Source organism: Sphingomonas oligophenolica (assembly GCF_039522915.1).
Taxonomy (GTDB): Bacteria; Pseudomonadota; Alphaproteobacteria; order Sphingomonadales; family Sphingomonadaceae; genus Sphingomonas; species Sphingomonas oligophenolica.
This window is the reverse complement of the sequence record NZ_BAAAEH010000013.1, coordinates 23,966-46,030: the sequence shown is the minus strand read 5'-3', so window position 1 is coordinate 46,030 and position 22,065 is coordinate 23,966. Positions and strand designations below refer to the sequence as shown.

Here is a 22,065-nt window from a genome sequence, read left to right as displayed (position 1 = left end):
GCCCATTGACGAGCTGGAGAGCAGCCGCGCTCCGCTCATGGACCATCTGATCGAGCTGCGCCGCCGGCTGCTGTACAGCATGGCCGCGCTCGTGCTTGCCTTCCTGGTGGGCTTGTATTTCGCCGAGCCTATTTTCGGTTTCCTGGTCCATCCGCTGGTCAAGGCGGGGCAGAACAAGCTGATCTATACTCAGTTGTTCGAGGCGTTCTTCGTCCAGATCAAGGTGGGCTTCTTCGCGGCGATCATGCTCGCCTTTCCGGTCATCGCGAACCAGCTCTGGCAGTTCGTCGCGCCGGGATTGTATCGCAAGGAGAAGAAGGCGCTGCTGCCCTTCATTCTCGCGACCCCGGTGCTGTTTCTCACCGGCGCGGCGCTCGCATATTATGTCGCGGTGCCGACCGCGCTGCATTTCCTGCTCAGCTATCAGACGAATATCGGCGGGATCCAACAGGAGGCGCTGCCGTCGCTTGCCAATTATCTGTCGTTCGTGATGCAGTTCCTCTTCGCCTTCGGCATCGCTTTCCTGTTGCCGGTGCTGCTGATGCTGCTCGAAGGCGCCGGGATCGTGACACGCAAGCAGCTCGTCGGCGCGCGGCGTTATGCCATCATCGGCTGCTTTGCCATCGCGCTCGTGCTCGCGCCGCCCGACGCGGGATCGATGATCCTGCTCGCGGTGCCGCTGGTCCTGCTCTACGAACTCGCGCTGATCGCGATCTGGTTCACCGAGCGCAGGCGCTCGAAGGAAATCGTCGAGGTCGAAAGCGCATAGAAAAGGCCCCGCCTCTTGCGAGGCAGGGCCTTTTCGAATGATCGCGCGTCTTATTTTGCGTCGTCGGCGGTCTTGGCCACAGTACTGCCGGCGGACGATACGTCCTTGCCCATGCCTTCGATGGTATTGCACGCGCTGACCAGCAGCGCCCCGGCGACGAGCGCCAGTCCAATGAACGTACGCATCGAATATCTCCTGATGTGATCGGCTTCAGCCACCCGATTCAATGATCGGCGGGCGTTCGTTCCGTCATGGGAACGGCCTCAACTATCTTGGGAAGAAAGGTTTTGGGCCCGGAAGCATCACCGGGGGGGGAGGGGTAGACGCTTCCGGGCCCATGTCTTGGATAGCGAGAGCGGGGGGGCATAAATTCACTATCCGAGGCTAAGAACGTAGCTCTCGTGGCCGGGTTCCACCTTTTTGAAAATTTTTTTCGAATCTTTTGAGTCGATTGAATCAGTCGCGTCCGGTCACCGCGATCGCGATTTCATAGGCGCCCACGAGCGGGTCGTGATGGAGGCGCGAGCGGAGCTGACGGGACAGGCCCTCCATCACCCGGCCGTAGCGTTCCGCCACGACCCCGCGCAGCGCGTCGCTGTCGACCAGGGCAGGGGAGTTGACACGCAGGATGGCGCGATCGTCGGTTTCGCCCGGCTTCACCGAGATCCGGATCTGGGCGGTCGGGTTGAAGGTCATCGCCAGTTCGACGATTTCGGTGATCAGGAAGGCAACCGCGATCGCCACGTCCTGGTTGGTGAGGAAGGGGTCGATATCGATCGAAATGCTAAGCTGCGACGATCCTTCGGGCGCGGTCGCGCGAATGTTCGAGGCGAGCTCGCCGATCACCGAGCGCAGCGACAAGCCGCGATTTTCCTCGAGTTCAGCGAAATGATGGCGATGGACGACCGCGAGGGCGTCGACCCGCCGCTGGATCGAGGCATAGGCGGCGGTCGCCTCGGCGCTGCGGGCGCCGCGCGCATGGAAATTGATCAGGCTCGAGATCACCTGAAGGTTGTTCTTGACCCGGTGATGCACCTCGCGGGTCAGCCTCGTCTGGCGCACCAGTCCCTCGGCGAGCCCTGCCTCGTGCGCCGCGACGGTGCGGCTGATCGTCCGGAAGGTCTCACCCAGCTCGCGAATCTCCTGCGCGGGAAGGGCGCGAGCCTCGACCGCGTCGATCTCCTCGCCTGGCACGTACGCGGCGACGCTGGTGCGCAGCCGGCGCAGCGGCCGGATCAAAAGGCGGTCGACCACGAACCAGCCGATGCCGGCCGCCGCCGCCCACATCAGGATCGGCAGCAGCATCGCGATGATCAGCGGCGAGGTGATCGGGGCGCTGCGCACGCTTGTCTCGAGAGTGAGGGAACCGATGCCGAGCTGCATCCGCATCCTCTCCCGCCGTTCGAGCGCGCCGCGCGGCGGCAACTCGGCCAGGAACAATGTATCGCTGCCCTGAGTCAGCCGCGCTTCATAGGGCGGCGCGAAATCGCTTGGCTTGCTCGTCGCTGAAAGAAACGGCGCCGGGAAAAAGGCAGCCGCGCTTGTCGCGCCGCTGGCGCCCGCGATCGCCAGGATCACGCCGCGGCCGGGAATGACATGCGCGGAGATCGGATCGGTGCCGGCTGGAACCTTGTGCGCCAGATCAGGCGGGAAATCCGACCCGCACAGCGCGCGCTGCCGCCGGTCCATGATCACGAAGCGAGTCCCGCTCTCCGATTGCTGCGCGAACACGCCCTGTGCGCGCGCGCAACTCGGGGCGTCGCCCTTGTCGGCGTCCAGTGCGTTGAGCGCCACGCGCAACGCCGTCATGTCGCCGATCAGCTCGATTGCGAGCTTGCGGGCGCTTTCCGAGGTGGCGATGCGCAATTGGGCGCGGGCGCTCTCGTCAGCGCTCTGGGTCGTTTTCAGCGACGCGAAAAAGGCGATGATCGCAAGCGGCAGCAACGCCGCGCTGAGGATCAGGAAGATCTTGGCGCCGGTCGGAATCTGCGCGACGAAGGTAATGCGCGACGGTGTTGCAGGTGTGACGGCGGTTTCCGCCATGGTGGCTGTCAGTTGAGCTTGCCCAGCAGGTCGAGCATTTCAGGCGGAATCGTCTCGTTGACCGTCTTCTGATACACGGAACGCAGCGCGGCCCCCATATCGCGGTCCTTGTTTTGGACCTTGGCCGAACGCGCGGCCCGCGGTTTTTTCGAAGAGTCGTCGCCCGAACGCAAAATCGTCCCCCTGAGCATCCGGAACTGGCCGGGCAAATCGAAAAAACCCACCCGAGGAGCCGGGCAGGTATGTCACGCATATAAACCGTGACGAGTGCATGAAACAAAACATCGCTTCGATTGTTCCATGCACGACGCGAAAAAGCCGGGCAAGTGCGCTCGGTATCAAAACGCGTTGCAAAGCCGGGGGGCCGCTTCCACAAGGACCCCCGATAGACGAATAGAATTTGGCGCTCACGTTAGGAGATCCCGACAGTCATGTCGCTTGGACAGCAGCTTGCCCCGCACCTTCCTTTTCTGCGCCGCTACGGCCGCGCCTTGACCGGCAGCCAGAAGCATGGCGACCGCTATGTGCGCGCCACGCTCGAGGCGATCGTCGCAGCCCCGGCTGAATTCCCGCGCGACGTCGATCCGCGCCTTGGCCTGTACCGCATGTTCCAGGCGATCTGGGCCTCGACCAATTATGACGAGACGCCCGAAAATGCCGAGACCGAGGATAGCTCGAGCCAGGAAGCGATTGCGCGCGCGCGTCTCGCCCGGATGACGCCGCTCTCGCGTCAGGCGTTGCTGTTGACCGCGATGGAGGGATTCACCCCCGAGGACGCGGCCTATCTGATCGAGGTCGAGCCGAGCGAAGTGGAGGCGCTTGTCGCCGAGGCGCTCGCTGAAATCGAGAAGCAGACCCGTGCCCGGGTCCTGATCATCGAGGACGAGCCGATCATCGCGATGGATATCGAGACGATCGTGCGCGATCTCGGCCATGACGTGACGGGTGTCGCGGTAACCCGCGACGAAGCGGTCGCGCTGGCGATGGAGGACCGTCCCGGGCTCGTCCTCGCTGATATTCAACTTGCCGACGACAGTTCGGGAATCGATGCGGTGAAGGACATCCTCGCCGAATTCCAGGTTCCGGTGATCTTCATCACCGCCTTCCCGGAACGACTGCTGACCGGCGAACGCCCGGAGCCGACCTTCCTGATCACCAAGCCCTTCCAACGCTCGACGGTAAAGGCGGCGATCAGCCAGGCCCTGTTCTTCGATCAGGCAACGATCCCCGTCGCCTGATCGGGAACTTTTGCCGGCGCCCCCGCATTGGAGTTCCATCTGATACGGACCCAAAACGACATTCGGGGGTTATAGGCTTATGGCTGATCCAAACGAACCGACTCACCTCACCGGCGAAGAGGCGAGGGGCGGCGCGACTCCCCATATGACGCGCTACATCCTCGGCATGTCGCTGGTGCTGGTGATTCTTATCTTTGCGTACCTGCTATACCGCTGATAAGCCAAGCCTTTGAAAAAGCCGGGTATGTTACCCGGACCTGTCCTCATGTCTGCGAAGCCGGACGACGAAACGGATGTTCATGACCGACGCCCTCGAGACTGACGACGACGATTTTCCCACCGAGCCGGTGGAGCATGTCGCCCTGTCCGATCCGGAGTTCAAGACGCAGCTCGCCGCGGTGATCCCCCATCTGCGCGCGTTTGGCCGCTCGATTTCGGGCAGCCGCGATCTCGCCGACGATCTCGTTCAGGAGACGTTGATGAAGGCATGGGCGGCGCGTCAGCGCTTCCAGGCAGGCACCAATATGCGCGCCTGGACCTTCATCATCCTGCGCAATCTCTATCTCTCGCAAATGCGCCGCGCGCGCTTCAAGGGCGAGTGGGACGATCTCGTCGCTGATCGCTTGCTGGCGGCCCCGGCGAGCCAGGATCGTCATGTCGAACTCGGCGACATGCAGCGCGCGCTGCTGCACCTGCCGCAGCCCCAGCGCGAGGCGCTGATCCTGGTCGGCGCCGGGGGTTTCGCCTATGAGGAAGCGGCTGAGATTTGCGGTGTCGCGGTCGGTACGATCAAGAGCCGTGTCGCGCGCGGCAGGGTCGCGCTCGAAACGATCATGAACGACAATTCGCTGCCATCCCGTCGCACGCACAGCAACGAGCCGGGCATGACGGCGCTTGATACGATCATGGGCGAGGTCGAGGATCTGAGCCGCGAGCGTCGCGACTGATCAGTGGCTGCTTGCCTCGCGGTCAGCCTGGTCGATGCGCCGCAACAGCGCCGAGAAATCGTCCGAAATACTGTCCGGTTGCAGCCCGAATGCGGCCCGTAATGCCCCGCTGATCGGGTCGCTCGAGCGCGGTGCCGCAACCATGAAACCCTTCATGCCGGTATCGTCTGCGAGAGGGGCGGTATTGATCGACATGAAGATAGAACACTTCAGCCGCGCATTTGTTGCTTGCCAAGTATACCTAATGGGCCGGAGGGCGGATCATGTTGCATGCAGGACACTTATTCTAAACTCATGATTGCGGACGCGCTTCGGCGCGCGCGCGCCGAGGCGCCGTTCCTCGCGCTGCTGCTCGATCGCGAACCGGCGCTGGCCGCGCGGCTCGATTCGGGCGCGCTCCCCGGACTCGCTGAAGCGGTGATCGACGATCCGGCCATGCCCGTCATGCGGCGATTGCGGCTCGAGCGGCGGCGCCTTGCCCTGCTCGTCGCGATCGGTGATCTCGCCGGCGCTTATGATCTCACCACCGTCACCGGCGCCTTGTCCGATTTCGCCGACCGCGCGCTCGACGCCGCCATCACCGCTGCGATCGCCGAACGCACGCCGGAAGCCTGCGCCGTCGGTTTCGCCGCGATCGCGCTCGGCAAGCAGGGCAGCCATGAGCTCAATTACTCGTCTGACATCGATCCGATCCTGATCTTCGATCCGGACACGCTGCCGCTCAGGCCGCGCGAGGCGCCGGACGAAGCCGCGGTCCGGATCGCGCGCCGGGTGGTCGAGATCCTCCAGGCGCGCGATGGCGATGGCTATGTGCTGCGCGTCGACCTTCGGCTGCGCCCATCGCCCGAGGTGACGGCGATCGCGCTGCCGGTCGATGCGGCGATCTCCTATTATGAATCGCTTGCGCTGCCCTGGGAGCGTGCCGCCTTCATCCGCGCCCGCGCCGCCGCGGGCGATCTCGCTTTGGGCACGCGCTTTCTCGACACGATCCGTCCCTTCATCTGGCGCCGCGCGCTCGATTTCGGCGCGATCGGCGAGATCAGGGGAATCTCGCGCCGCATCCGCGATCATCACGCGCAAGGCCAGATGTTCGGCCCCGGCTTCGATCTGAAGCGCGGGCGCGGCGGCATTCGCGAGATTGAATTCTTCGCGCAGATCCACCAGCTGATCCATGGCGGGCGCGATATGTCGGTGCGTGCGCCCGCGACGCGTGACGCGCTCGCCACACTCGCCGAGGCGGGATGGATCGCGCGCGACGAGGCGCAGGCGATGACCACCGCCTACACCTTGTTCCGCACGATCGAGCACCGCGCGCAGATGGTCGAAGATCGCCAGACCCATCATTTGCCGACGGGTGCCGCGCTTGACGGGCTGGCGCGGCTCCATGGCCTGGACGACGGCGCCGCGCTTCTCGCCTTGTTGCGCCCCCATGTCGCGGCGACCGCGCGCAGCTACGACGCGCTCGACCCGGAGGATGGGGACAGCCTGTCGCACGATGCTGCGCATCTCGAGCAGCAACTCGCCGAAGCAGGCTTTGCCGACCATGACGCCGCGGCACGGCGGATCGAGCAATGGCGGGGCGGCAGCTATCCGGCGTTGCGCAGCCCGGCGGCACGCGAGGCGCTCGAGGCAGTGTTGCCCGGGCTGGTCGAGGCGCTCGGCGCGGCGCCCGATCCGCAAGGGGCGCTGGTGCGGCTCGACGTCATGCTCGCGCGCCTGCCGAGTGCGATCAACTTCTTCCGCCTGCTCGAGGCGCGGCCGGCGCTTGCCCGGCTGCTCGGCGCGATCCTCAGCTACACGCCGACTCTCGCCGAAGCGCTTGGGCGGCGGCCCGAATTGTTCGACGGCCTGATCGACGCCACCGCGCTCGATCCGGTCGGCCCTGTCGAAACGCTGATGGCTGAAATGGCCGATGCAGGGAACGATTTCCAGGCGCATCTCGATCATGTCCGCCGCATCGTCGGCGAGAAGAGGTTCGCGCTCGGCACCCAGATCGTGGCGGGCGTCAGCGACCCGCTCGACGTGTCCGCCGGCTATGCCCGCGTCGCCGAGGCGGCGATCGGCGTGCTGGCCGAGGCGACCGTCGCTGAATTCACCGCGCGGCATGGACGTGTGCCGGGCAGCGAGCTGGTGATCCTGGCGCTGGGCAGAATGGGTGGCGGCGCCCTGACTCATGCCTCCGATCTCGACCTCATCTACCTGTTCACCGGCGATTACATGGCTGAGTCCGATGGTGAAAAGTCGCTCGGCGCCGTGCTCTACTATAACCGCCTCGCACAGCGCGTCAGCGGCGCGCTGTCGGTGCCGACTGCCTCCGGCCCGCTCTACGAGATCGACACCCGGCTGCGGCCCTCGGGCACCCAGGGGCCGCTCGTCGTCTCGCTCGACGGCTTTGCCCGCTACCAGCATGAGGACGCCTGGACCTGGGAGCATATGGCGCTCACCCGCGCCCGTCCCGTGTTCGGATCGGCATCGGCCCGCGCCGCGACCCAGGGCGTGATCGACAGCGTGTTGCGCGGCGATCGTCCCGCGCGCGACGTCGTTGCGGACGCCATCGCGATGCGCGCCGAAATGGCCGCCCACAAGCCGCCCAAAGGGCCGCTCGACGCCAAATTGTCGCCCGGCGGCCTGGTCGATCTCGAATTCGCCGTCCATGTCGTTCAGCTGACTCATCGCACGGGCTTTGCCCCGCATCTCGGCGCCGCGATCGTCGAGCTCGAGGCACTGGGCCTGGTGCCCGCTGGCCTCGCCGCGGCGCATGACTTCCTCACCCGCCTGCTGGTCACGCTCCGGCTCGTCGCGCCCGACGCGCAGGTTCCTGCGCCGGCGACGCGCGCGCTGATTGCCCGCGCCCTGGGGGTCGCTGATTGGGGCGGGGTGGTTGCGTCGTTCGCGGCGACCCGGCAGGAGGTTTCCGATTTCTGGGCCATGGTGGCCGGCAGCCGGGGAGTTGAATGATGGCGGCACCGATCGATGAGGGCGACAAGCTCCCGGATATTGATCTGACGACGCCGAGCGGCGGCAAGGTCAATCTGCGGGACTATCTCGGCAAGCCGTTCATCCTCTATTTCTATCCCAAGGACGACACCTCGGGCTGTACCCGCGAGGCGCAGGATTTCAGCCGGCTGCTCGGCGAATTCCGGGCCCATGGCGCAGAGGTTCTGGGCGTATCGCGCGACACGCCGATCAAGCACCAGAAATTCATCGACAAATATGATCTGACCGTACCGCTCGCCACCGACGACAAGAACCAGGCGATGGAGGCGTTCGGCGTGTGGGTGCAGAAGACGCTCTACGGCAAGACCTATATGGGCATCGACCGCGCCACCTATCTGTTCAACGCTCAGGGCATCCTGGTGCGGGTGTGGCGGCGGGTACGGGTGCCCGGCCATGTCATCGATGTGCTCGAAGCGTTGAAGGAACTCGGCTGATCACCGAGGAGGAAGGATCCGGGCTGACCGGGCCACGCACGATCGCCGCTGCGACGCGAGCGGTGCTTGAGACCGCTGAGCCGGCCGCCAAGATCCGCGCCGCGCGTGAGACCGCGCGGGCTTGGCGGCGCGGTGGGCTCGCGCATCGCTTCGACGTCGCGATGCCCGATCGGCCGGCACGGCCCGCCGCGCCCGACCTCCTCGCGCCGAGCCGGATGCCGAGGCGCGGCAAGGGCGGCTCGGAGCGTGGGCGCATCGCGTTGCTCCATGCCCTTGCCCATATCGAGTTCGTCGCGATCGATCTCGCCTTCGACATGGTGGGGCGATTCGGCGCGGATTTCCCGCGCGCCTTCACTGACGACTGGATCGCCGTCGGTGCCGACGAGGCGATGCACTTCGCCTTGCTCGACCGCCGGTTGCGGGCGCTGGGCAGCCATTATGGCGCGATGCCGGCGCATGACGGGCTGTGGGAATCGGCGACGGCTACCGCGCACGATTCGCTCGCCCGTCTCGCTGTCGTGCCCATGGTGCTCGAAGCGCGCGGCCTTGACGTAACGCCCGAGACGATCGCGCGCTTCACCTCGGCACGCGACGAAACCAGCGCCCGAATCCTCTCGCGCATTCTGAACGACGAGGTGCGGCATGTGCGCGCGGGCACTATCTGGTTCGAATTCGCCTGTTCAGCGAAGGGGTTCGTTCCCGAATCGCACTGGCGCTCGCTGGTGTCGCGATATTTTCGCGGGGTCATTAAGCCGCCGTTCAACGACTCGGCGCGTGACTCAGCCGGTTTGACGCGAGAATATTACGTGCCCCTTGCCCCTGTCTGAAAATTTGGGTCATTTGCGACATGTCCGGGGCGTGGAGGGGCCGCACTCGGGACAAATTAGGGGCGGGCGCTGGATTCTCCGGCAATCGCATTCATGGTCGCCGGGGACAAATGAACAAAATATCGATCGCGTCGAGCGCGCAGATACTGTCGCGGCTGAAGACGTATTTCATCACCCGGGACTTTATCTTTCACGATGGTCGTGATTTGCGGCGCTTCAGCGTCGGTGGCCGTACCCAGGCATTGATGGCCGGCGTCGCCACGATTACTCTGTGTTTCTCGGCTTATGGCGTCGCGCAGGCGGCGGTCGGCGCGGTTGCGCTGAGCGGCATTATCGGCGCCCCCCTGTCGCCCGAAGCCAAGGTCGCGCAGATGCAGGCGAAGGTCGCTGCGATGCAGGCCGATGTCGAAACCATCAAGGCGGCCGCCCAGGCTCATGCAGCCCGGGTCGAGCATAACCAGGCCGTGATCTCCGCCGCCCTTTCCGGCAAGGCTGATCCGCGCAAGCTGTCCATGATGGTGCCGGTCATCGATCCCGCGGCCGACAAGCTCGCCGCCGATGTCGTCGCCCCGCTCAAGCAGGTCGAGCAGCGCCAGCTCGGCATGGCGGTCAAGGCACGTCATGCTGTCGAGGTGCGGTATGCGGCGGCGACGGCGCGCGTCCGCAGCCTCGGCCTCAACCCGGAGCGCTTCGCGCCGCCGGTGGTTGCGATGGGCGGCCCGTTCGAAGCGGCCGACAGCGCCGAAGCCGCGGCCGATCTTCGCGCCGACATGCAGTTCCGCTCCTTGTTCATGACCTGGAAGAAGCTCGATTCGCTCGAGCAGGGCGTGATCGCCATCCCTTCGGTCCAGCCGGTCGAGCATCTCCAGTTCACCAGCAATTACGGCATCCGCACTGACCCGTTCCGCGGCACCGCTGCGATGCATGCGGGCGTGGATATTCCCGGCCCGGTCGGCACCCCGGTCTATGCGACCGCTGACGGCATCATCGATCGCGCCGAACGCGCCGGCGGTTACGGCAACATGGTCGAGATCAACCATGGCAAGGGCATCCAGACCCGTTACGGCCATCTCTCCAAGATCCTCGTCGCTCCCTTCACCCGCGTCCATCGCGGCCAGCTGATCGCGCTGATGGGTTCGACCGGCCGCTCGACCGGCCCGCATCTCCATTATGAAGTCCGCATCGACGGCCATGCCGTGAACCCGGTGCCCTTCCTGCAAACCGCCGATTACCTGCTCGCGGCACAGGATCGCGCGGTGAAGACGGTTCCGGTCGCCATGGGCGGCCCTGCAGCCGCCGACTGATCCGACGATCGTCACCCCGGACTTGTTCCGGGGTCCACCGTGCCGCCTGGTTTCGCGATCGAGGCTCTTGCGGCGCAGTGTGTTCGAGCGGGATTGTGTTCCCCGAACACAATCTTGGCTTTCCGGGGGAAAGCCAAAGCTCGAACACCGGAACAAGCCCGGCATGACGGGCGAGCTTGGGTGACCACCGTCATCAGCCGGTTGCCGTTCCCCCCGCGACCGCCTATCTCCGCACCATGGCAACCGTAACCGCTCCTGAAATCCAGCTCACCGATTCAGCCGCGGCGCGCGTCGCCGCGATTGCCGGCAAGCAGGGCAAGCCTGCGATCCTCCGCCTGTCGGTCGATGGCGGCGGCTGTTCGGGGTTCCAGTATAAGTTCGGCTTTGCGGACAGCGTCGATGCTGATGACGCGGTCGCCGAAAATGCGGGCGTGAAGCTCGTCGTCGATTCGATCAGCCTCGATCTCGTGCGCGGGTCGGCGGTCGATTATGTCGAGGAACTTGGCGGCGCGGCCTTCAGGGTGACCAATCCCAATGCTGCCTCGGGCTGCGGCTGCGGCTCCAGCTTCTCGGTCTGATCGCGGCCTCTTGCGTTGAAAATCGTCAGCTACAACGTCAACGGCATCAAGGCGCGCCTGCCGCGGCTGCTTGAATATCTCGCCGAACAATCGCCCGACGTGCTGTGCCTCCAGGAGCTCAAGTCGAGCGACGAGACCTTCCCGGAGGCTGATATCCGCGCCGCCGGCTATGGCGCCGTGTGGCACGGCCAGAAGGGTTTCAACGGCGTCGCGGTCCTCGCCAAGGGCAAGGATCCGGTCGAGCGCCATCGCGGGCTCGCCGGTGATCCCGAAGACGCGCATAGCCGCTATCTCGAGGCTGAGGTCGACGGCGTGGTGATTGCGTCGATCTATCTGCCCAACGGCAATCCGCAACCTGGCCCGAAATTCGATTACAAGCTCAAATGGATCGAGCGCCTGTCGGATCGCGCCCGCGCGCTGCTGGCCGAGGAAAAGCCGGTCGTGCTGGCGGGCGATTACAATGTGATCCCCAATGATGACGACACTTTCTCCGTCCGGGCCATGGAGAATGACGCGCTGATGCAGCCGGAAAGCCGCGCCGGCTACCGCGCGCTGGTCGCTCAGGGCTGGACTGACGCGCTACGCACCCGTCATCCCAAGGGTGGCGTGTGGACCTTCTGGGACTATCAGGCAGGCGCCTGGCAGCGCGATGCCGGGTTCCGGATCGATCATCTGCTTCTCAGCCCGATCGCCGCCGACCGGCTGGCCGATGCCGGGGTGGACAAGGACTATCGCGCTCGGGAGAAGGCAAGCGATCATGCACCGACCTGGGTGCGGCTGCGCTAGGGCATCGTGCGTGAAATCGGAACCACCAGCCCGTTCGCCCTCGCTGCTCTAGGTGCATGAAAAGGGGGTGTTGATGCGGCTCGGATTGGCCATCGGCCTGTTGGCACTCATCGCGGCGCCCGCTTTTGCCGAAGAACGCGATTACTGCCCGGCGCGGCCGGGGCTCGGCACGCCTGCCTGCACGATCTCGCCCGGCCGCGTTTCGGTCGAGACCAGCCTGGCCGACTGGACGCTCCAGCAGGATTCGAGCCAGCGTACCGACACGGTGCTGGTCGGCGACACCCTCGTCAGGGTCGGGCTGACCGACACGATCGAGGCGCAGATCGGCTGGACGCCCTATGGCCATGTCCGCACCCGCGACAAGACCGCCGGCACGGTCGACAGCACCGGCGCCGTCGGCGACGCGCTGCTCGGCTTCAAGATCAACCTTCATCATCCCGATGGCAGCGGATTATCGGCCGCGATCCAGCCCTTCGTCACCCTGCCGATCGGGCGCAGCCCGGCCGGCGCCGGGGATTGGGGCGCCGGCGTGGTGGCGCCGGTCGATTATGCGCTGAACGACACGCTCAGCCTTCAGTTCACGCCCGAGATCGACGCTGCCGTCGATCAGGATGGCAATGGTCGGCATTTCGCCGCGAGCGGCACGGTCGGTCTGGGCGTCGCGCTCAGCAAGACGGTGAGCGGCACGATCGAGGTCCAGGCGCTGCGCGATGCTGATCCGTCGGGCAAGACGGTGCAGGCATTGGCCTCCGCCTCGCTCGGCTGGATGCCGCGCAAGGACTGGCAATTCGATGTCGGTGCGGTCGCCGGCCTGAATCGCGATGCACCCGATGCAGAGCTTTATCTTGGCGTGTCGCGTCGATTCTGACTGTTCGCTTTCGCGCAGGATTTCCTAAAAACTGGTGCGGATCGCCCGGAATCGGTCATTCCAAACACCTTGTCGGCATGGCAGATCGACCTAACCCATTGATTCAACTACACTCTAGTGTTTGGCATGGCTAATGCAGTGACACACCTGCGGAACAACCGGTGTTGTCCGTCTGAGCGGAGAAGTTTCCATGACCAAGCCCCTGTTGTTGATCATTGCGAGTGCCGCACTGGCGATCGTGCCCGGTGTCTCGAACGCAACCCCGAGCGCCGAAGGCGCCCCACGGGACGCAGCCGCGGCTGCGCAGGCACCGGCGCCGACCGAAGCGACCAAGAGATATTGCGCCGTCGAGACGCTGACTGGTTCGCACATCCAGAAGAAGACCTGCATGTCGCGCGATGCCTGGATCAAAGCCTATGGTTTCGACCCTGCCAAGCAATAACATCGCCGCCTGGGGGGCGTCCTGCGCGGCGCCCCCTCTGCGGGCCGACGGCTACAACGCCTTCTGGTAGATCACATAGGTCTTGTTGATCTTGCTCTGGATCGTCTCGGCAATGGCATTCATGCCCTGATTGTCATCGAGCACCCAGCCGATCTCGCCGCGGGTCGAGCCATAGCGGCTGACCGCGGCGCGTCGGATATATTCGATCATCATGAAGGCGAGCTGGCCCGCCATGCGCGAGGCCTGAAGCTCCTTGACCACGCCCATCAGCGGCACGCGCATCGTGCGCGCCTTGGGTTTGCGCAGCCACAGCAGGATCTTGGCCCAGCCGAACGGGAGCAGATTGCCGTTCAGCGGCTTGATCACCTCGTTGAGATCGGGAAGCGTGATCATGAAGGCGACCGGCTTGCCGTCGAGCTCGGCGATGCGGATCAGGTCGTTGAACACGATCGGTTTCAACTTCACCCCGACATCGGCAATCTCGGGCGGGGTCAGCGGCACGAAGCCCCAATTGTCCGACCAGGCATCGTTGAGGATCGCGAGGATGATCGCGGCTTCCTCGTCGAACTTCGACTTGTCGACCTCGCGGATGCGGATTCGTTCGTTCTTTTCGCCTGACTGGATGATCCGCCGCACGATCGGCGGGAATTCCTGGGTGATGTCGAGATCATAGGTGTAGAGCGTCTTCGCGTGGGTATAGCCCGCGCCTTCGATCCAGCCGCGATATTCGGGCTTCGCATGGCCCATCATGATCGTCGGCGGATGGTCATAGCCCTGGATCAGCAATCCGGGCTCTTCCCAGATCGACATGCTGATCGGGCCAAGCACCCTGGTGATGCCCTTGTTGCGAAGCCAGGCTTCAGCCGCGTTGATCAGCGCCTTGGCGGTATTCTCGTCCTCGGCATCGAACAAACCGAACTGGCCGCAGCCTGGACCGAAACCCTGCGCGGCCGGCATGGTGAGCGCGAGCGTGTCGATATGCGCCGAGATGCGGCCGACCACGGTGTCGCCACGCTCGGCGAGGAAAAGCTGCGCCTCGGCATGGCTGAACCAGCCATTCTTCTCCGGCGTGATCAGCCCGAGCGCTTCGCTCTTGAGGGGCGGCACCCAGTTTGGATCATCCTTGTAGAGCCGGAAGGGCAGGTCGACGAACTTCTTGCGATCTGCCTTGCTGCTGATCGGGCGGATCGAGAGGGGAATTGCGGTTGCCAAGATGATGTCGCCTCGTTCAGGTGCCTGTCCCGGTAGACTGCGCACTCCCGCCTGCACGTCTTCCTGTCAAGCCGTCAGCAGGCGAATGGGCGGCCTTGACTGGTATCGCCACCATGCTGCCACTATGTTCCGGCAATGGGCCAGGCCATGAACACCCCTCTCGCTTTCGATCGAGTCGACCCGCCGGCGCAAGCGGACGTCGTCGCCCGGGCCGGCGCGAAGCGCGTGGCCGACGACAAGGCCATGCTGCGGACTGCGGCTGAGCTCACGCGCGACCTCCACGACGCGCGCCCGCTGATCTATTGGTCGGATTTCCTCGCTTCGGCGCTGCTCGGCTATGCGGCGCTGGCTGTCGCGATGACCAGCACTTCGGTCGCTTGGGCGATCGGCGCCGGGGTGGTCGCGATCCTCGCGCTTTACCGTGCCGGCGGCTTCACCCACGAGCTGACCCATATGAAGCATAGCACGGTGCCGTGGTTCCGCTTCGGCTGGAACCTGATTGTCGGCATTCCGCTGATGGTGCCGTCCTTCATGTACGAGGGCGTCCATACGCTTCACCATGCGCGCACCCGCTATGGCACGATCGAGGATCCCGAATATCTGCCGCTCGCGCTGATGAAGCCCTGGACGGTGCCGCTGTTCGTGCTGACCGCGCTGCTCGCACCGGTCGCGCTGCTGGTGCGGTTCGCGATATTGGCGCCGCTCTCGGCGGTGTTTCCGGCCGTGCGGACCTGGGTCGTCGAACGCTATTCGGGGCTGGCGATCAACCCGAGCTTTCGTCGGCGTCCGCCCGAGGGGGAGTTCAAGGCGATCTGGCACTGGCAGGAAGTGGCCACGAGCCTCTGGGCGATCGCGCTGCTTGCCGCCGTGGCGACCGGCATCATGCCGCTGCGCGCCTTTCTGATTTTCCTCGCGATCGTCTCGGGCATCGCCGTCATCAACCAGATCAGGACGCTCGTCGCGCATCTCTGGGAGAATGAGGGCGAGGCGATGACGGTCACCGCGCAATATCTCGATTCGGTCAACGTGCCGCCGCCGGGCCTGCTGCCGGTGCTGTGGGCGCCCGTGGGCTTGCGCTATCACGCGCTCCACCATCTGGTCCCGAGCGTGCCCTATCATGCGCTCGGCGAGGCGCATCGCCGCCTGTCGGCCGCGCTCGACGAGCAGTCGCCCTATCATGCGGCGAGCTATCGCGGCCTGCCCAGGCTGGTGGGGCGGCTCGTCCGCAGCACGATGGGCCGCGTCGCGCGCTAGGGCCGCTTGGCCGCCATGCCCACCCTTCGACAAGCTCAGGACATGCTTGTCTCGGCACCCACCGGTCCGCCGGCGCACCGCTGCTTTGATCTCGGGCGTGGCGAATGCAGGCGCGAGCCGAGGGTGGCGATGTGACGGGATATCCGATTCAACTCCAACGCCAATTATTGCAGCCCATCCGGCGCCGGATAGCGTTCGCTCCCCGGCGCGCTCTTTCGCATCGTTGGATTTGTTGGACGGTTTGAGCTGGCTGTTAGCTGGCTGATAGCTGGCTGTTCCGGCGAAAAAGCTGGCTGATAGCTGGCTGATACCTGGCTGTTATTCGATAACAGCCAGCACACCTGCAACCTGTTGAACGTGCTTGAGAATTATCGCCGGAAGGCCGGATTATCAGCCAGCAAAAAAATAGCTGGCTGATATAACAGCCAGGAACAGCCAGGAATCGCGCGTGCTGTTGGATGCCGCCGGGGCCGGGCGGCTTATTCCTCGGTCCGGATCAGCACCGCCTCGCCGATCAGGAAGAACAGCAGGAAGGGCGCCCAGGCTGCGAGGAAGGGCGGATAGGCGCCGAGATTGCCCATCGCCAGCGCGAAATTGTCGGCGACGAAATAGGTGAAGCCAAGCGCCATGCCGATCACGGCGCGGACGAACAGCTTGCCCGATCGGGCGAGGCCGAAGGCGGCGATCGCACCGAGCAGCGGCATCAGCAGCGCCGACAGCGGGCTCGAGAGCTTGTGCCACATCGACCCCTCGAGCGCCTTGGTCGGTCGGCCGGCATCCGCCAGGTCGTTGATCGCTGCATTGAGCCCGCCGAAGGAGAGCCCGTCGGCATCGACGGTCGCCAGCGTGAACTGGTCGGGGCGTACCCCCTTTCCGAGGATCGTCGTGCCGATCGTCGTGATCTTGCCGCTCGCGACGTCGAAGCGGGTCGCCGGGCCGACTTTCCACCCGTCGCCGGCGCGCACGCCGCTCGGGGCGTGAACGACGCCGACGAGATTGCCGCCGGTGCGATCGTACAGGGTGATGTCGCTCAGACGCGCCGCATTGCCGCGGCCCCTGATCTGGCCCACCTGGATCAGGTCGTCACCGTCGCGCACCCAGACGTTGGATCGATCGCCGCGGTCGATCGGTATCGATGCGTAATCGACATTCTTCCACTGGTTGAGCGTCGCGGTCGCCCGCGAGACGATCCGGTCGTTGAAGGCGAACGACACGATCGCGACCCCCATGCTCGCCAGGATCAGCGGCGCCAGTACCTGATGCGCCGAAAGGCCCGACGCCTTGAGGGCGACGATCTCGCTGTTCTGGTTCATCGTCGTCAGCGTGATGATGGTGCCGAGCAACACCGAGAAGGGGAGGAAGCGGGAGATGATCTCGGGCAGGCGAAGGCTGAGATAGTGCAGGATCTCGGGCGTGCCGTTCCCGGGATGAGCGAGGATGTTGCTGGTCTCGCTCAACAGGTCGAGGAACTGGAGCACGAAAACCAGGGCCGCGAGAACCGCGAAGGTCCGCACCAGGAACATCCGCCCCATATAGAGCGAGACGGTGCGCGACGGAAAAAGTTGAAGCGCGATCATGGTGCTTCGGCCTCGCTCTTGCGACGGCCGGGCAGCCAGCGGCCGATCGCCTTGCCCGCCTTGGAGAAGACGCGCTCGAGCGCGCCGATCGGCTGGCCGCCGGGAACATAGGCGATCGTGTAATACATCCAGAAAACCAGGGCCGCGAAGATCGCGAAGGGAACCCAGAGAGCCAGGAAAGGGTCGATCTTGCCGAGCCCGCCGACCCCCTGGGCATATTGATTCACCTTGAAATAGGTGACGATCATGACGATCGAAAGGAACACGCCGAGCGCTGAGGTCGAGCGCTTGGGCGGCACGCCGAGCGCCAGCGCAAGCAGCGGCAGGAGGAACATCGCGGCGACCTGGGTCAGGCGGAAATGCAGGGCTGCGCGGCTCGAGTCGCGATCCATTTCGGATGCCGTACGGTCCCCGCCGATCTGCGCCAGCGCGGGCAGGGTCAGTTCGAGGCGACCGGTGGGTTGCCGGAAATTCTCCAGCTTGGGCAAGTCGATCGGCAGGTCGTTCAGCGTGAAGCGCAGCACGCGCGGCGTCGCCACCCCGGGTTCGTTGCGCACCAGCGTGCCGTTGGTCAGCCGGAAGATGATCACGTCGGGATTGTCGGTGGCGAGGAATTTGCCCGTGGCGGCGGTCACCGAAATCGAACCGCCCTTGTCATCGACGGTATGAACGAAGATGCCGGACAGCTTGCGGCCCTGGTCATGGCTTTCCTCGATCCGGATCGTCCGTTTCGCGCCCAGGTGAGTGAACTCGCCGACCTTGATCGACGCGCCGAGCGCGCCCGTCCGCAACTCGAAGCGCAGCTTTTCGTAATTGTAGCGCGCATCGGGCTGGATATAGCCGACGATCAGCAGGTTCACGATCGCGAGGCCGATCGCGTACATATAGGGCACCCGCAGCAGCCGGGTGTAGCTCACCCCGACCGCGCGCATCACGTCGAGTTCGGAGCTCGTGGCGAGCCTGCGAAAGGCGAGCAGCACGCCGAGCATGAGGCCGACCGGAATGCCGAGCCCGAGATATTCGGGCAGCAGATTGGCGAGCATCCGCCAGACCACGCTGACCGGGCCGCCCTCGGTCGCGACGAAATCGAACAGGCGCAGCATGCGATCGAGCACCAGCAGCATCGCGAAGATGATCAGTGTCGAAAACAACGGCACCACGATCAGTCGGGCCATGTAGCGGTCGATTGACTTCATGGTGCTGGCGAGATCGGCCTTCTGCGTGAGGAGCTTATCGAATGCCCGGTCGGGGGGCTATATCCGGGGAGGAGAGCAACGTCAGCTACGAAATCATTCAGCCGCGACGAAGGCGGGCGGCGCGGTACGCGATGCCGTCATTGCCTCGCCGATCGCGCGTTCGAGCGCCGTGATGGTGAAGGGTTTGCGCAGGACATGATGGCCGCCGAATTCGGCCTCGCCGCCCGCCTCGCCGGCATAGCCGGTCACGAAGAGCACCGCCACATGGCCATGATCGGGCGCGAGTGCCGCGATCATCTCGGGGCCGGTCCGCCCCGGCATCAGGACGTCGGAGACGATCAGGTCGATCCCCGCCGCCGCGTCCAGCAGCGTCGGAACCGCGAGCGGATCGCTGCACGCGATCGGACGATGGCCAAGCTCGGCCAGGGCACCCATCGTCGCTGACAGGACGCGCGGATCGTCTTCGACGACGAGGATATCGAGGGCGGCCGTTTTAGCGGGCAATGCCTCTGCCTCCCGAGGTGCGGGCAGCGCGTCAACACCGGTGTGACGCGGCAGGTACAGCGTCACCGTCGTGCCCTTGCCGGGTGCCGAGACGATGCTGATCTCGCCGTCAGCCTGGCGGATAAAGGCAAAGATCTGGCTGAGCCCCAGGCCGGTTCCGGTGCCGACCGGCTTGGTGGTGAAGAAGGGCTCGAAGACCCGCTCGAGCACCTCGGGGGGCATGCCGCAGCCGGTATCGGTCACTGCAATCGTCACATAGTCGCCGGCCACGCAGGTCCCGATTTCCTCGGCCGCCAATGTCGTGCCCTTGGTGGCGATGGTCAGTTCGCCACGCCCGTCCATCGCGTCGCGTGCATTGACCGCGAGGTTGAGGACGACATTTTCGAGCTGATAGCGATCGGCATGTACCCGCCACCCGTCGCTCTCGTCGTGCGCGATGACGACGATGGCGTCGCCCAGCGTGCGGTCGAGCAGGTCTGACATGCCCGCGACCAGCGCCCCCGGATCAAGCGCCTCGAGCTTCAATGCTTCCTCGCGCGAAAAGGCGAGCAGGCGCCGGGTCAGCGCTGCGGCCCGATTGGCGCCCTCGGTCGCATTGTCGATATGGCGCGTGGCCAGTTCGGCATCGCCGACATTGCGCCGCGCCAGCTCGAGCCCGCCCAGAACGACGGCGAGCATATTGTTGAAATCATGTGCGATCCCGCCCGTGAGCTGCCCGATCGCCTCCATCTTCTGGACCTGGCGAAGCCGTGCCTCCTTGTCGATCAGCTCAGCGGTCGCGTGCGCCACGGCGACTTCCAGCTCTTCGGCGCGCAGCCGCTCCGCTTCGGTTTCGGCATTGGCGATCGCGCGCTGGCCAAGCGCCTGTATCGTCATCCAGCCCAATGCGATCGCCCCGAGCACGATCGACAGCCCGAAGACCATGAGCGCGTGCGCGACACTGGTCGACTGCGCGACCGATTGCATCGCAGCGCCGGTGCGAACGTCGAGCAAGGCCCGTTCGTTGGTGATGATCTGGTTGAGCAGCCTGTCGATGCGCGCCAGCGACGGCGCTGTGCCGGCCTGGTAGAAACGGGCGAGGGCCTGGTCGTTCTTCTTGTACAGGGTGCTGAGCGCGATCAGCGAAAGCTCCTTGCCCCGCGCGTCATAGGCTTGCCGAAGCGAGTCGATCAGCGGCTGCTGATGATCGTCGGTGACCTCGTCCAGTCGGTTGATCTGTTGTCCTGCGACTTGCCATTGGTCGGAGAATCGGCGCCCGAGCGTCTTGTCGCCACTGATCACATAGCGGCCGAGCGACGCTTCGGATTGCGCGAGGGTCCCCGAAAGAGACCGCACCAGGATCATCACCTCGAAGCTGTGGCTCTGGAGCTTGAGCGCTTCGTCGCGCTTGCGGCTTGCCGCGTCGAGCGTCAGCATCAGCGCGACCACCACCAGCGCGCCCAGCAGCGCCACCACGACGAGCATGATGACGCGCCACGCACTTCGGGGCCCCCGCGGAGCCGTGAACTCGCCGTCGTTCCGGGTCATTGCGGTCCTTCTAGACCCAGGCGTGACTCCTGAGAACCCGCCTTGATGTGCGTTAGTCTATCGCTCCGGTTGCCTGTCCCGCGGCCCTGAACATTGCGATGATCGTCTCGATCTGCTCGGGGCTATGCTCGGCGCAGACTGAGCAGCGCAGCAGATAGGTGCCGGCCGGCGTCGCGGGCGGGCGTGCCATGTTCACATAGAGCCCGCCTTCGAGCAACGCCTGCCACATCGCTACCGCCTGGGTCTGGTCTTTCAGGATCACCGCGACGATCGCCGATTCAGGCGTCCTGGTGCCAAGCGTGAAGCCCATCTCGGTCAGGCCGCCATGCAGCCGCCTGCTGTTCGCCCACAGATGCGCGCGCTTGTTATGCGCGTACATCAGCTTGCGGATCGAGGCAGCGGCGGTCGCGACGACCGAGGGCGGCAGCGAAGCGGTGAAGATATAGGGGCGCGACACGAAGCGCATGATCTCGAACTTGGGATGGTTGGAGACGCAGAAGCCACCCACCGTGCCGACTGATTTCGAGAAGGTGCCGACGACGAAGTCGACCTGGTCTTCGAGCCCCTGCTCCTCATAGACGCCGCGGCCATGAGGCCCGAAGAACCCCATCGAGTGGGCCTCGTCGACCAGCACCATAGCGCCGTGCTTCTTGGCGACCGCAACCATTTCCTTGAGCGGCGCCACGTCGCCCATCATCGAATAGACGCCTTCGAGCACGACGAGCTTGCCCGGCTCGGGCGGCAGGCGGCCGAGCCGCTTGTCGAGATCCTCGACCGAGTTGTGGCGGAAGCGGACGATCTCGGCATTGCCCATCGAGCAGCCGTCATAGATCGAGGCATGGCTGTCGGCGTCGAGGATGATATACTCGCCCTTGCCGGCAAGCGCCGAGATCATGCCGAGATTGGCCTGATAGCCGGTCGAGAAAACGATCGCCCCTGTGGTGCCGTAGAATTCGCGCAGCGCCGCCTCGACATCGGCATGGCCGTGGAACGTGCCGTTGAACACGCGGCTGCCATTGGTGCCCGAACCATAGCGGTCGAGCGCGTCCTTGCCGGCCTGGATGACGTCGGGATCGAACGTCATGCCCATATAGTTGTACGTGCCGAGCAGGATCGTCTCCTTGCCCTTGATCACCGCGACGGTCGGCGACTTCACCTCGTCCATCACGATCGCGAAGGGATCGCGCACGCCGGTATCGAGCAGCGCCTGGCGCTCCGCGATCAGCGCGTCGTACTTGGTGAACAGATCGCGCTCGGGCGGGATCACGGGCGGATCGATCGGCGGGGCGTCGGCGGTCTGGGCGGAATCGGTCATCGTCTCAGGCCTTCAGCTTCATCACCGCGTCGACGAGCTGGCCGACCGTCTCGATTTCGGCCTGCATGTTCATCGTGATGATAATCTCGAACTCGTCCTCGATCGCCGCGACGAAATCCATCACCGTCAGGCTGTCCCATTCGAGATCGCCCTGAAAGGTGGTCGCGTCGGAAAGCGCGACGCCCTTCTTGTTGAAGGGCTCGATCAGGCCGGTGACGGTGTCGAATACCTGGGTGCGGTCGGTCAA

At 64.9% G+C, this 22,065-nt stretch carries 23 protein-coding genes; 13 read left to right on the top strand and 10 right to left on the bottom strand.

The genetic code is table 11. The features are described 5' to 3' along the window. Nucleotides 1–37: 37 nt before the first annotated feature. Nucleotides 38–769, top strand: a complete 732-nt coding sequence (tatC, locus tag ABD050_RS08170; protein WP_425542421.1) for a twin-arginine translocase subunit TatC — start codon at nucleotides 38–40, stop codon at nucleotides 767–769. 50 nt (nucleotides 770–819) lie between these two features. Here the strand turns inward: tatC and ABD050_RS08165 are convergent, their stop codons facing one another. The 3 genes from ABD050_RS08165 to ABD050_RS08155 all read right to left on the bottom strand — a co-directional run bounded on the left by ABD050_RS08165 (nucleotide 820) and on the right by ABD050_RS08155 (nucleotide 3,036). Beyond that, on the bottom strand, nucleotides 820–954 hold the full coding sequence (locus ABD050_RS08165) for an entericidin A/B family lipoprotein (RefSeq protein WP_343888773.1): 135 nt from the start codon (nucleotides 952–954) through the stop codon (nucleotides 820–822). 271 nt (nucleotides 955–1,225) lie between these two features. Continuing rightward, on the bottom strand, nucleotides 1,226–2,812 hold the full coding sequence (locus ABD050_RS08160; RefSeq protein ID WP_343888772.1) for a sensor histidine kinase: 1,587 nt from the start codon (nucleotides 2,810–2,812) through the stop codon (nucleotides 1,226–1,228). Between the two features lie 8 nt (nucleotides 2,813–2,820). Further along, nucleotides 2,821–3,036, bottom strand: a complete 216-nt coding sequence (locus ABD050_RS08155) for a hypothetical protein (RefSeq protein WP_343888771.1) — start codon at nucleotides 3,034–3,036, stop codon at nucleotides 2,821–2,823. Nucleotides 3,037–3,243: 207 nt separating this feature from the next. On the opposite strand from ABD050_RS08155, the gene ABD050_RS08150 reads away from it, so the two are divergent. The 3 genes from ABD050_RS08150 to ABD050_RS08140 all read left to right on the top strand — a co-directional run bounded on the left by ABD050_RS08150 (nucleotide 3,244) and on the right by ABD050_RS08140 (nucleotide 4,997). Further along, complete coding sequence (locus tag ABD050_RS08150) at nucleotides 3,244–4,050, top strand: response regulator (RefSeq protein ID WP_343888770.1); 807 nt, start codon at nucleotides 3,244–3,246, stop codon at nucleotides 4,048–4,050. Nucleotides 4,051–4,129: 79 nt separating this feature from the next. Beyond that, on the top strand, nucleotides 4,130–4,267 hold the full coding sequence (locus ABD050_RS08145; RefSeq protein WP_343888769.1) for a hypothetical protein: 138 nt from the start codon (nucleotides 4,130–4,132) through the stop codon (nucleotides 4,265–4,267). 82 nt (nucleotides 4,268–4,349) lie between these two features. Continuing rightward, a complete protein-coding gene (locus tag ABD050_RS08140; protein ID WP_343888768.1) occupies nucleotides 4,350–4,997 on the top strand; it encodes a sigma-70 family RNA polymerase sigma factor in 648 nt (215 codons plus the stop codon). Here the strand turns inward: ABD050_RS08140 and ABD050_RS08135 are convergent, their stop codons facing one another. After that, a complete protein-coding gene (locus tag ABD050_RS08135) occupies nucleotides 4,998–5,192 on the bottom strand; it encodes a hypothetical protein (protein WP_343888767.1) in 195 nt (64 codons plus the stop codon). A gap of 75 nt (nucleotides 5,193–5,267) precedes the next feature. Between ABD050_RS08135 and ABD050_RS08130 the strand changes: the two genes are divergently transcribed. The 8 genes from ABD050_RS08130 (at nucleotide 5,268) to ABD050_RS08095 (ending at nucleotide 13,233) form a co-directional block, all read left to right on the top strand. Beyond that, nucleotides 5,268–7,955 carry a bifunctional [glutamine synthetase] adenylyltransferase/[glutamine synthetase]-adenylyl-L-tyrosine phosphorylase gene (locus tag ABD050_RS08130; RefSeq protein ID WP_343888766.1) on the top strand — a complete coding sequence of 896 codons (2,688 nt, stop codon included), beginning with the start codon at nucleotides 5,268–5,270 and terminating at the stop codon, nucleotides 7,953–7,955. Continuing rightward, nucleotides 7,955–8,428: a peroxiredoxin gene (locus tag ABD050_RS08125; RefSeq protein ID WP_343888765.1), complete on the top strand. Its 474-nt coding sequence runs from the start codon at nucleotides 7,955–7,957 to the stop codon at nucleotides 8,426–8,428. The genes ABD050_RS08130 and ABD050_RS08125 overlap by 1 nt, the downstream gene beginning before the upstream one ends. A 62-nt stretch (nucleotides 8,429–8,490) precedes the next feature. Continuing rightward, on the top strand, nucleotides 8,491–9,255 hold the full coding sequence (locus ABD050_RS08120; protein WP_343888763.1) for a ferritin-like domain-containing protein: 765 nt from the start codon (nucleotides 8,491–8,493) through the stop codon (nucleotides 9,253–9,255). Between the two features lie 110 nt (nucleotides 9,256–9,365). Beyond that, nucleotides 9,366–10,559: a M23 family metallopeptidase gene (locus tag ABD050_RS08115; protein ID WP_343888762.1), complete on the top strand. Its 1,194-nt coding sequence runs from the start codon at nucleotides 9,366–9,368 to the stop codon at nucleotides 10,557–10,559. Nucleotides 10,560–10,795: 236 nt separating this feature from the next. Then, nucleotides 10,796–11,137, top strand: coding sequence for an iron-sulfur cluster insertion protein ErpA (gene erpA / locus ABD050_RS08110; protein ID WP_343888761.1), 342 nt, complete (start codon nucleotides 10,796–10,798; stop codon nucleotides 11,135–11,137). 15 nt (nucleotides 11,138–11,152) lie between these two features. After that, a complete protein-coding gene (xth, locus tag ABD050_RS08105; RefSeq protein WP_343888760.1) occupies nucleotides 11,153–11,923 on the top strand; it encodes an exodeoxyribonuclease III in 771 nt (256 codons plus the stop codon). Between the two features lie 73 nt (nucleotides 11,924–11,996). Beyond that, nucleotides 11,997–12,791: a transporter gene (locus tag ABD050_RS08100; protein ID WP_343888759.1), complete on the top strand. Its 795-nt coding sequence runs from the start codon at nucleotides 11,997–11,999 to the stop codon at nucleotides 12,789–12,791. 190 nt (nucleotides 12,792–12,981) lie between these two features. After that, entirely contained in the window at nucleotides 12,982–13,233 is a 252-nt protein-coding gene (locus tag ABD050_RS08095) for a hypothetical protein (RefSeq protein WP_343888758.1), read from the top strand. A 51-nt stretch (nucleotides 13,234–13,284) separates the two neighbouring features. On the opposite strand, the gene ABD050_RS08090 is transcribed toward ABD050_RS08095, so the two are convergent. Further along, complete coding sequence (locus ABD050_RS08090) at nucleotides 13,285–14,445, bottom strand: GNAT family protein (RefSeq protein ID WP_343888757.1); 1,161 nt, start codon at nucleotides 14,443–14,445, stop codon at nucleotides 13,285–13,287. A gap of 147 nt (nucleotides 14,446–14,592) precedes the next feature. Here ABD050_RS08090 and ABD050_RS08085 point away from each other — a divergent pair, with 147 nt between their 5' ends. After that, nucleotides 14,593–15,699, top strand: coding sequence for a fatty acid desaturase family protein (locus ABD050_RS08085; protein ID WP_343888756.1), 1,107 nt, complete (start codon nucleotides 14,593–14,595; stop codon nucleotides 15,697–15,699). Nucleotides 15,700–16,178: 479 nt separating this feature from the next. Here the strand turns inward: ABD050_RS08085 and lptG are convergent, their stop codons facing one another. From lptG to ABD050_RS08060, 5 genes are all read right to left on the bottom strand, one after another. Continuing rightward, a complete protein-coding gene (gene lptG / locus ABD050_RS08080) occupies nucleotides 16,179–17,276 on the bottom strand; it encodes an LPS export ABC transporter permease LptG (RefSeq protein ID WP_343888755.1) in 1,098 nt (365 codons plus the stop codon). Continuing rightward, nucleotides 17,273–18,472: an LPS export ABC transporter permease LptF gene (lptF, locus tag ABD050_RS08075; protein WP_343888754.1), complete on the bottom strand. Its 1,200-nt coding sequence runs from the start codon at nucleotides 18,470–18,472 to the stop codon at nucleotides 17,273–17,275. Before lptF ends, lptG begins: the two co-directional genes overlap by 4 nt. 93 nt (nucleotides 18,473–18,565) lie before the next feature. Next, nucleotides 18,566–20,503: an ATP-binding protein gene (locus tag ABD050_RS08070; RefSeq protein ID WP_343888753.1), complete on the bottom strand. Its 1,938-nt coding sequence runs from the start codon at nucleotides 20,501–20,503 to the stop codon at nucleotides 18,566–18,568. A gap of 52 nt (nucleotides 20,504–20,555) precedes the next feature. After that, entirely contained in the window at nucleotides 20,556–21,818 is a 1,263-nt protein-coding gene (gene spt, locus ABD050_RS08065; RefSeq protein ID WP_343888752.1) for a serine palmitoyltransferase, read from the bottom strand. Between the two features lie 4 nt (nucleotides 21,819–21,822). Then, the gene (locus ABD050_RS08060; RefSeq protein ID WP_343888751.1) at nucleotides 21,823–22,065 is read right to left on the bottom strand and encodes an acyl carrier protein; all 243 of its coding nucleotides are present in this window, start codon (nucleotides 22,063–22,065) and stop codon (nucleotides 21,823–21,825) included.

Bases quoted from the DNA above. Each gene is read 5' to 3' on its own strand.
- tatC (WP_425542421.1), top strand. From the start codon at position 38: ATGGACCATCTGATCGAGCTGCGCCGCCGGCTGCTGTACAGCATGGCC.
- ABD050_RS08115 (WP_343888762.1), top strand. From the start codon at position 9,366: ATGAACAAAATATCGATCGCGTCGAGCGCGCAGATACTGTCGCGGCTG.
- ABD050_RS08150 (WP_343888770.1), top strand. From the start codon at position 3,244: ATGTCGCTTGGACAGCAGCTTGCCCCGCACCTTCCTTTTCTGCGCCGC.
- lptF (WP_343888754.1), bottom strand. From the start codon at position 18,472: ATGAAGTCAATCGACCGCTACATGGCCCGACTGATCGTGGTGCCGTTG.
- ABD050_RS08070 (WP_343888753.1), bottom strand. From the start codon at position 20,503: ATGACCCGGAACGACGGCGAGTTCACGGCTCCGCGGGGGCCCCGAAGT.
- ABD050_RS08125 (WP_343888765.1), top strand. From the start codon at position 7,955: ATGGCGGCACCGATCGATGAGGGCGACAAGCTCCCGGATATTGATCTG.
- erpA (WP_343888761.1), top strand. From the start codon at position 10,796: ATGGCAACCGTAACCGCTCCTGAAATCCAGCTCACCGATTCAGCCGCG.
- ABD050_RS08130 (WP_343888766.1), top strand. From the start codon at position 5,268: ATGCAGGACACTTATTCTAAACTCATGATTGCGGACGCGCTTCGGCGC.
- ABD050_RS08095 (WP_343888758.1), top strand. From the start codon at position 12,982: ATGACCAAGCCCCTGTTGTTGATCATTGCGAGTGCCGCACTGGCGATC.
- ABD050_RS08100 (WP_343888759.1), top strand. From the start codon at position 11,997: ATGCGGCTCGGATTGGCCATCGGCCTGTTGGCACTCATCGCGGCGCCC.
- ABD050_RS08135 (WP_343888767.1), bottom strand. From the start codon at position 5,192: ATGTCGATCAATACCGCCCCTCTCGCAGACGATACCGGCATGAAGGGT.
- lptG (WP_343888755.1), bottom strand. From the start codon at position 17,276: ATGATCGCGCTTCAACTTTTTCCGTCGCGCACCGTCTCGCTCTATATG.
- ABD050_RS08160 (WP_343888772.1), bottom strand. From the start codon at position 2,812: ATGGCGGAAACCGCCGTCACACCTGCAACACCGTCGCGCATTACCTTC.
- ABD050_RS08145 (WP_343888769.1), top strand. From the start codon at position 4,130: ATGGCTGATCCAAACGAACCGACTCACCTCACCGGCGAAGAGGCGAGG.
- ABD050_RS08085 (WP_343888756.1), top strand. From the start codon at position 14,593: ATGAACACCCCTCTCGCTTTCGATCGAGTCGACCCGCCGGCGCAAGCG.
- ABD050_RS08140 (WP_343888768.1), top strand. From the start codon at position 4,350: ATGACCGACGCCCTCGAGACTGACGACGACGATTTTCCCACCGAGCCG.
- ABD050_RS08165 (WP_343888773.1), bottom strand. From the start codon at position 954: ATGCGTACGTTCATTGGACTGGCGCTCGTCGCCGGGGCGCTGCTGGTC.
- spt (WP_343888752.1), bottom strand. From the start codon at position 21,818: ATGACCGATTCCGCCCAGACCGCCGACGCCCCGCCGATCGATCCGCCC.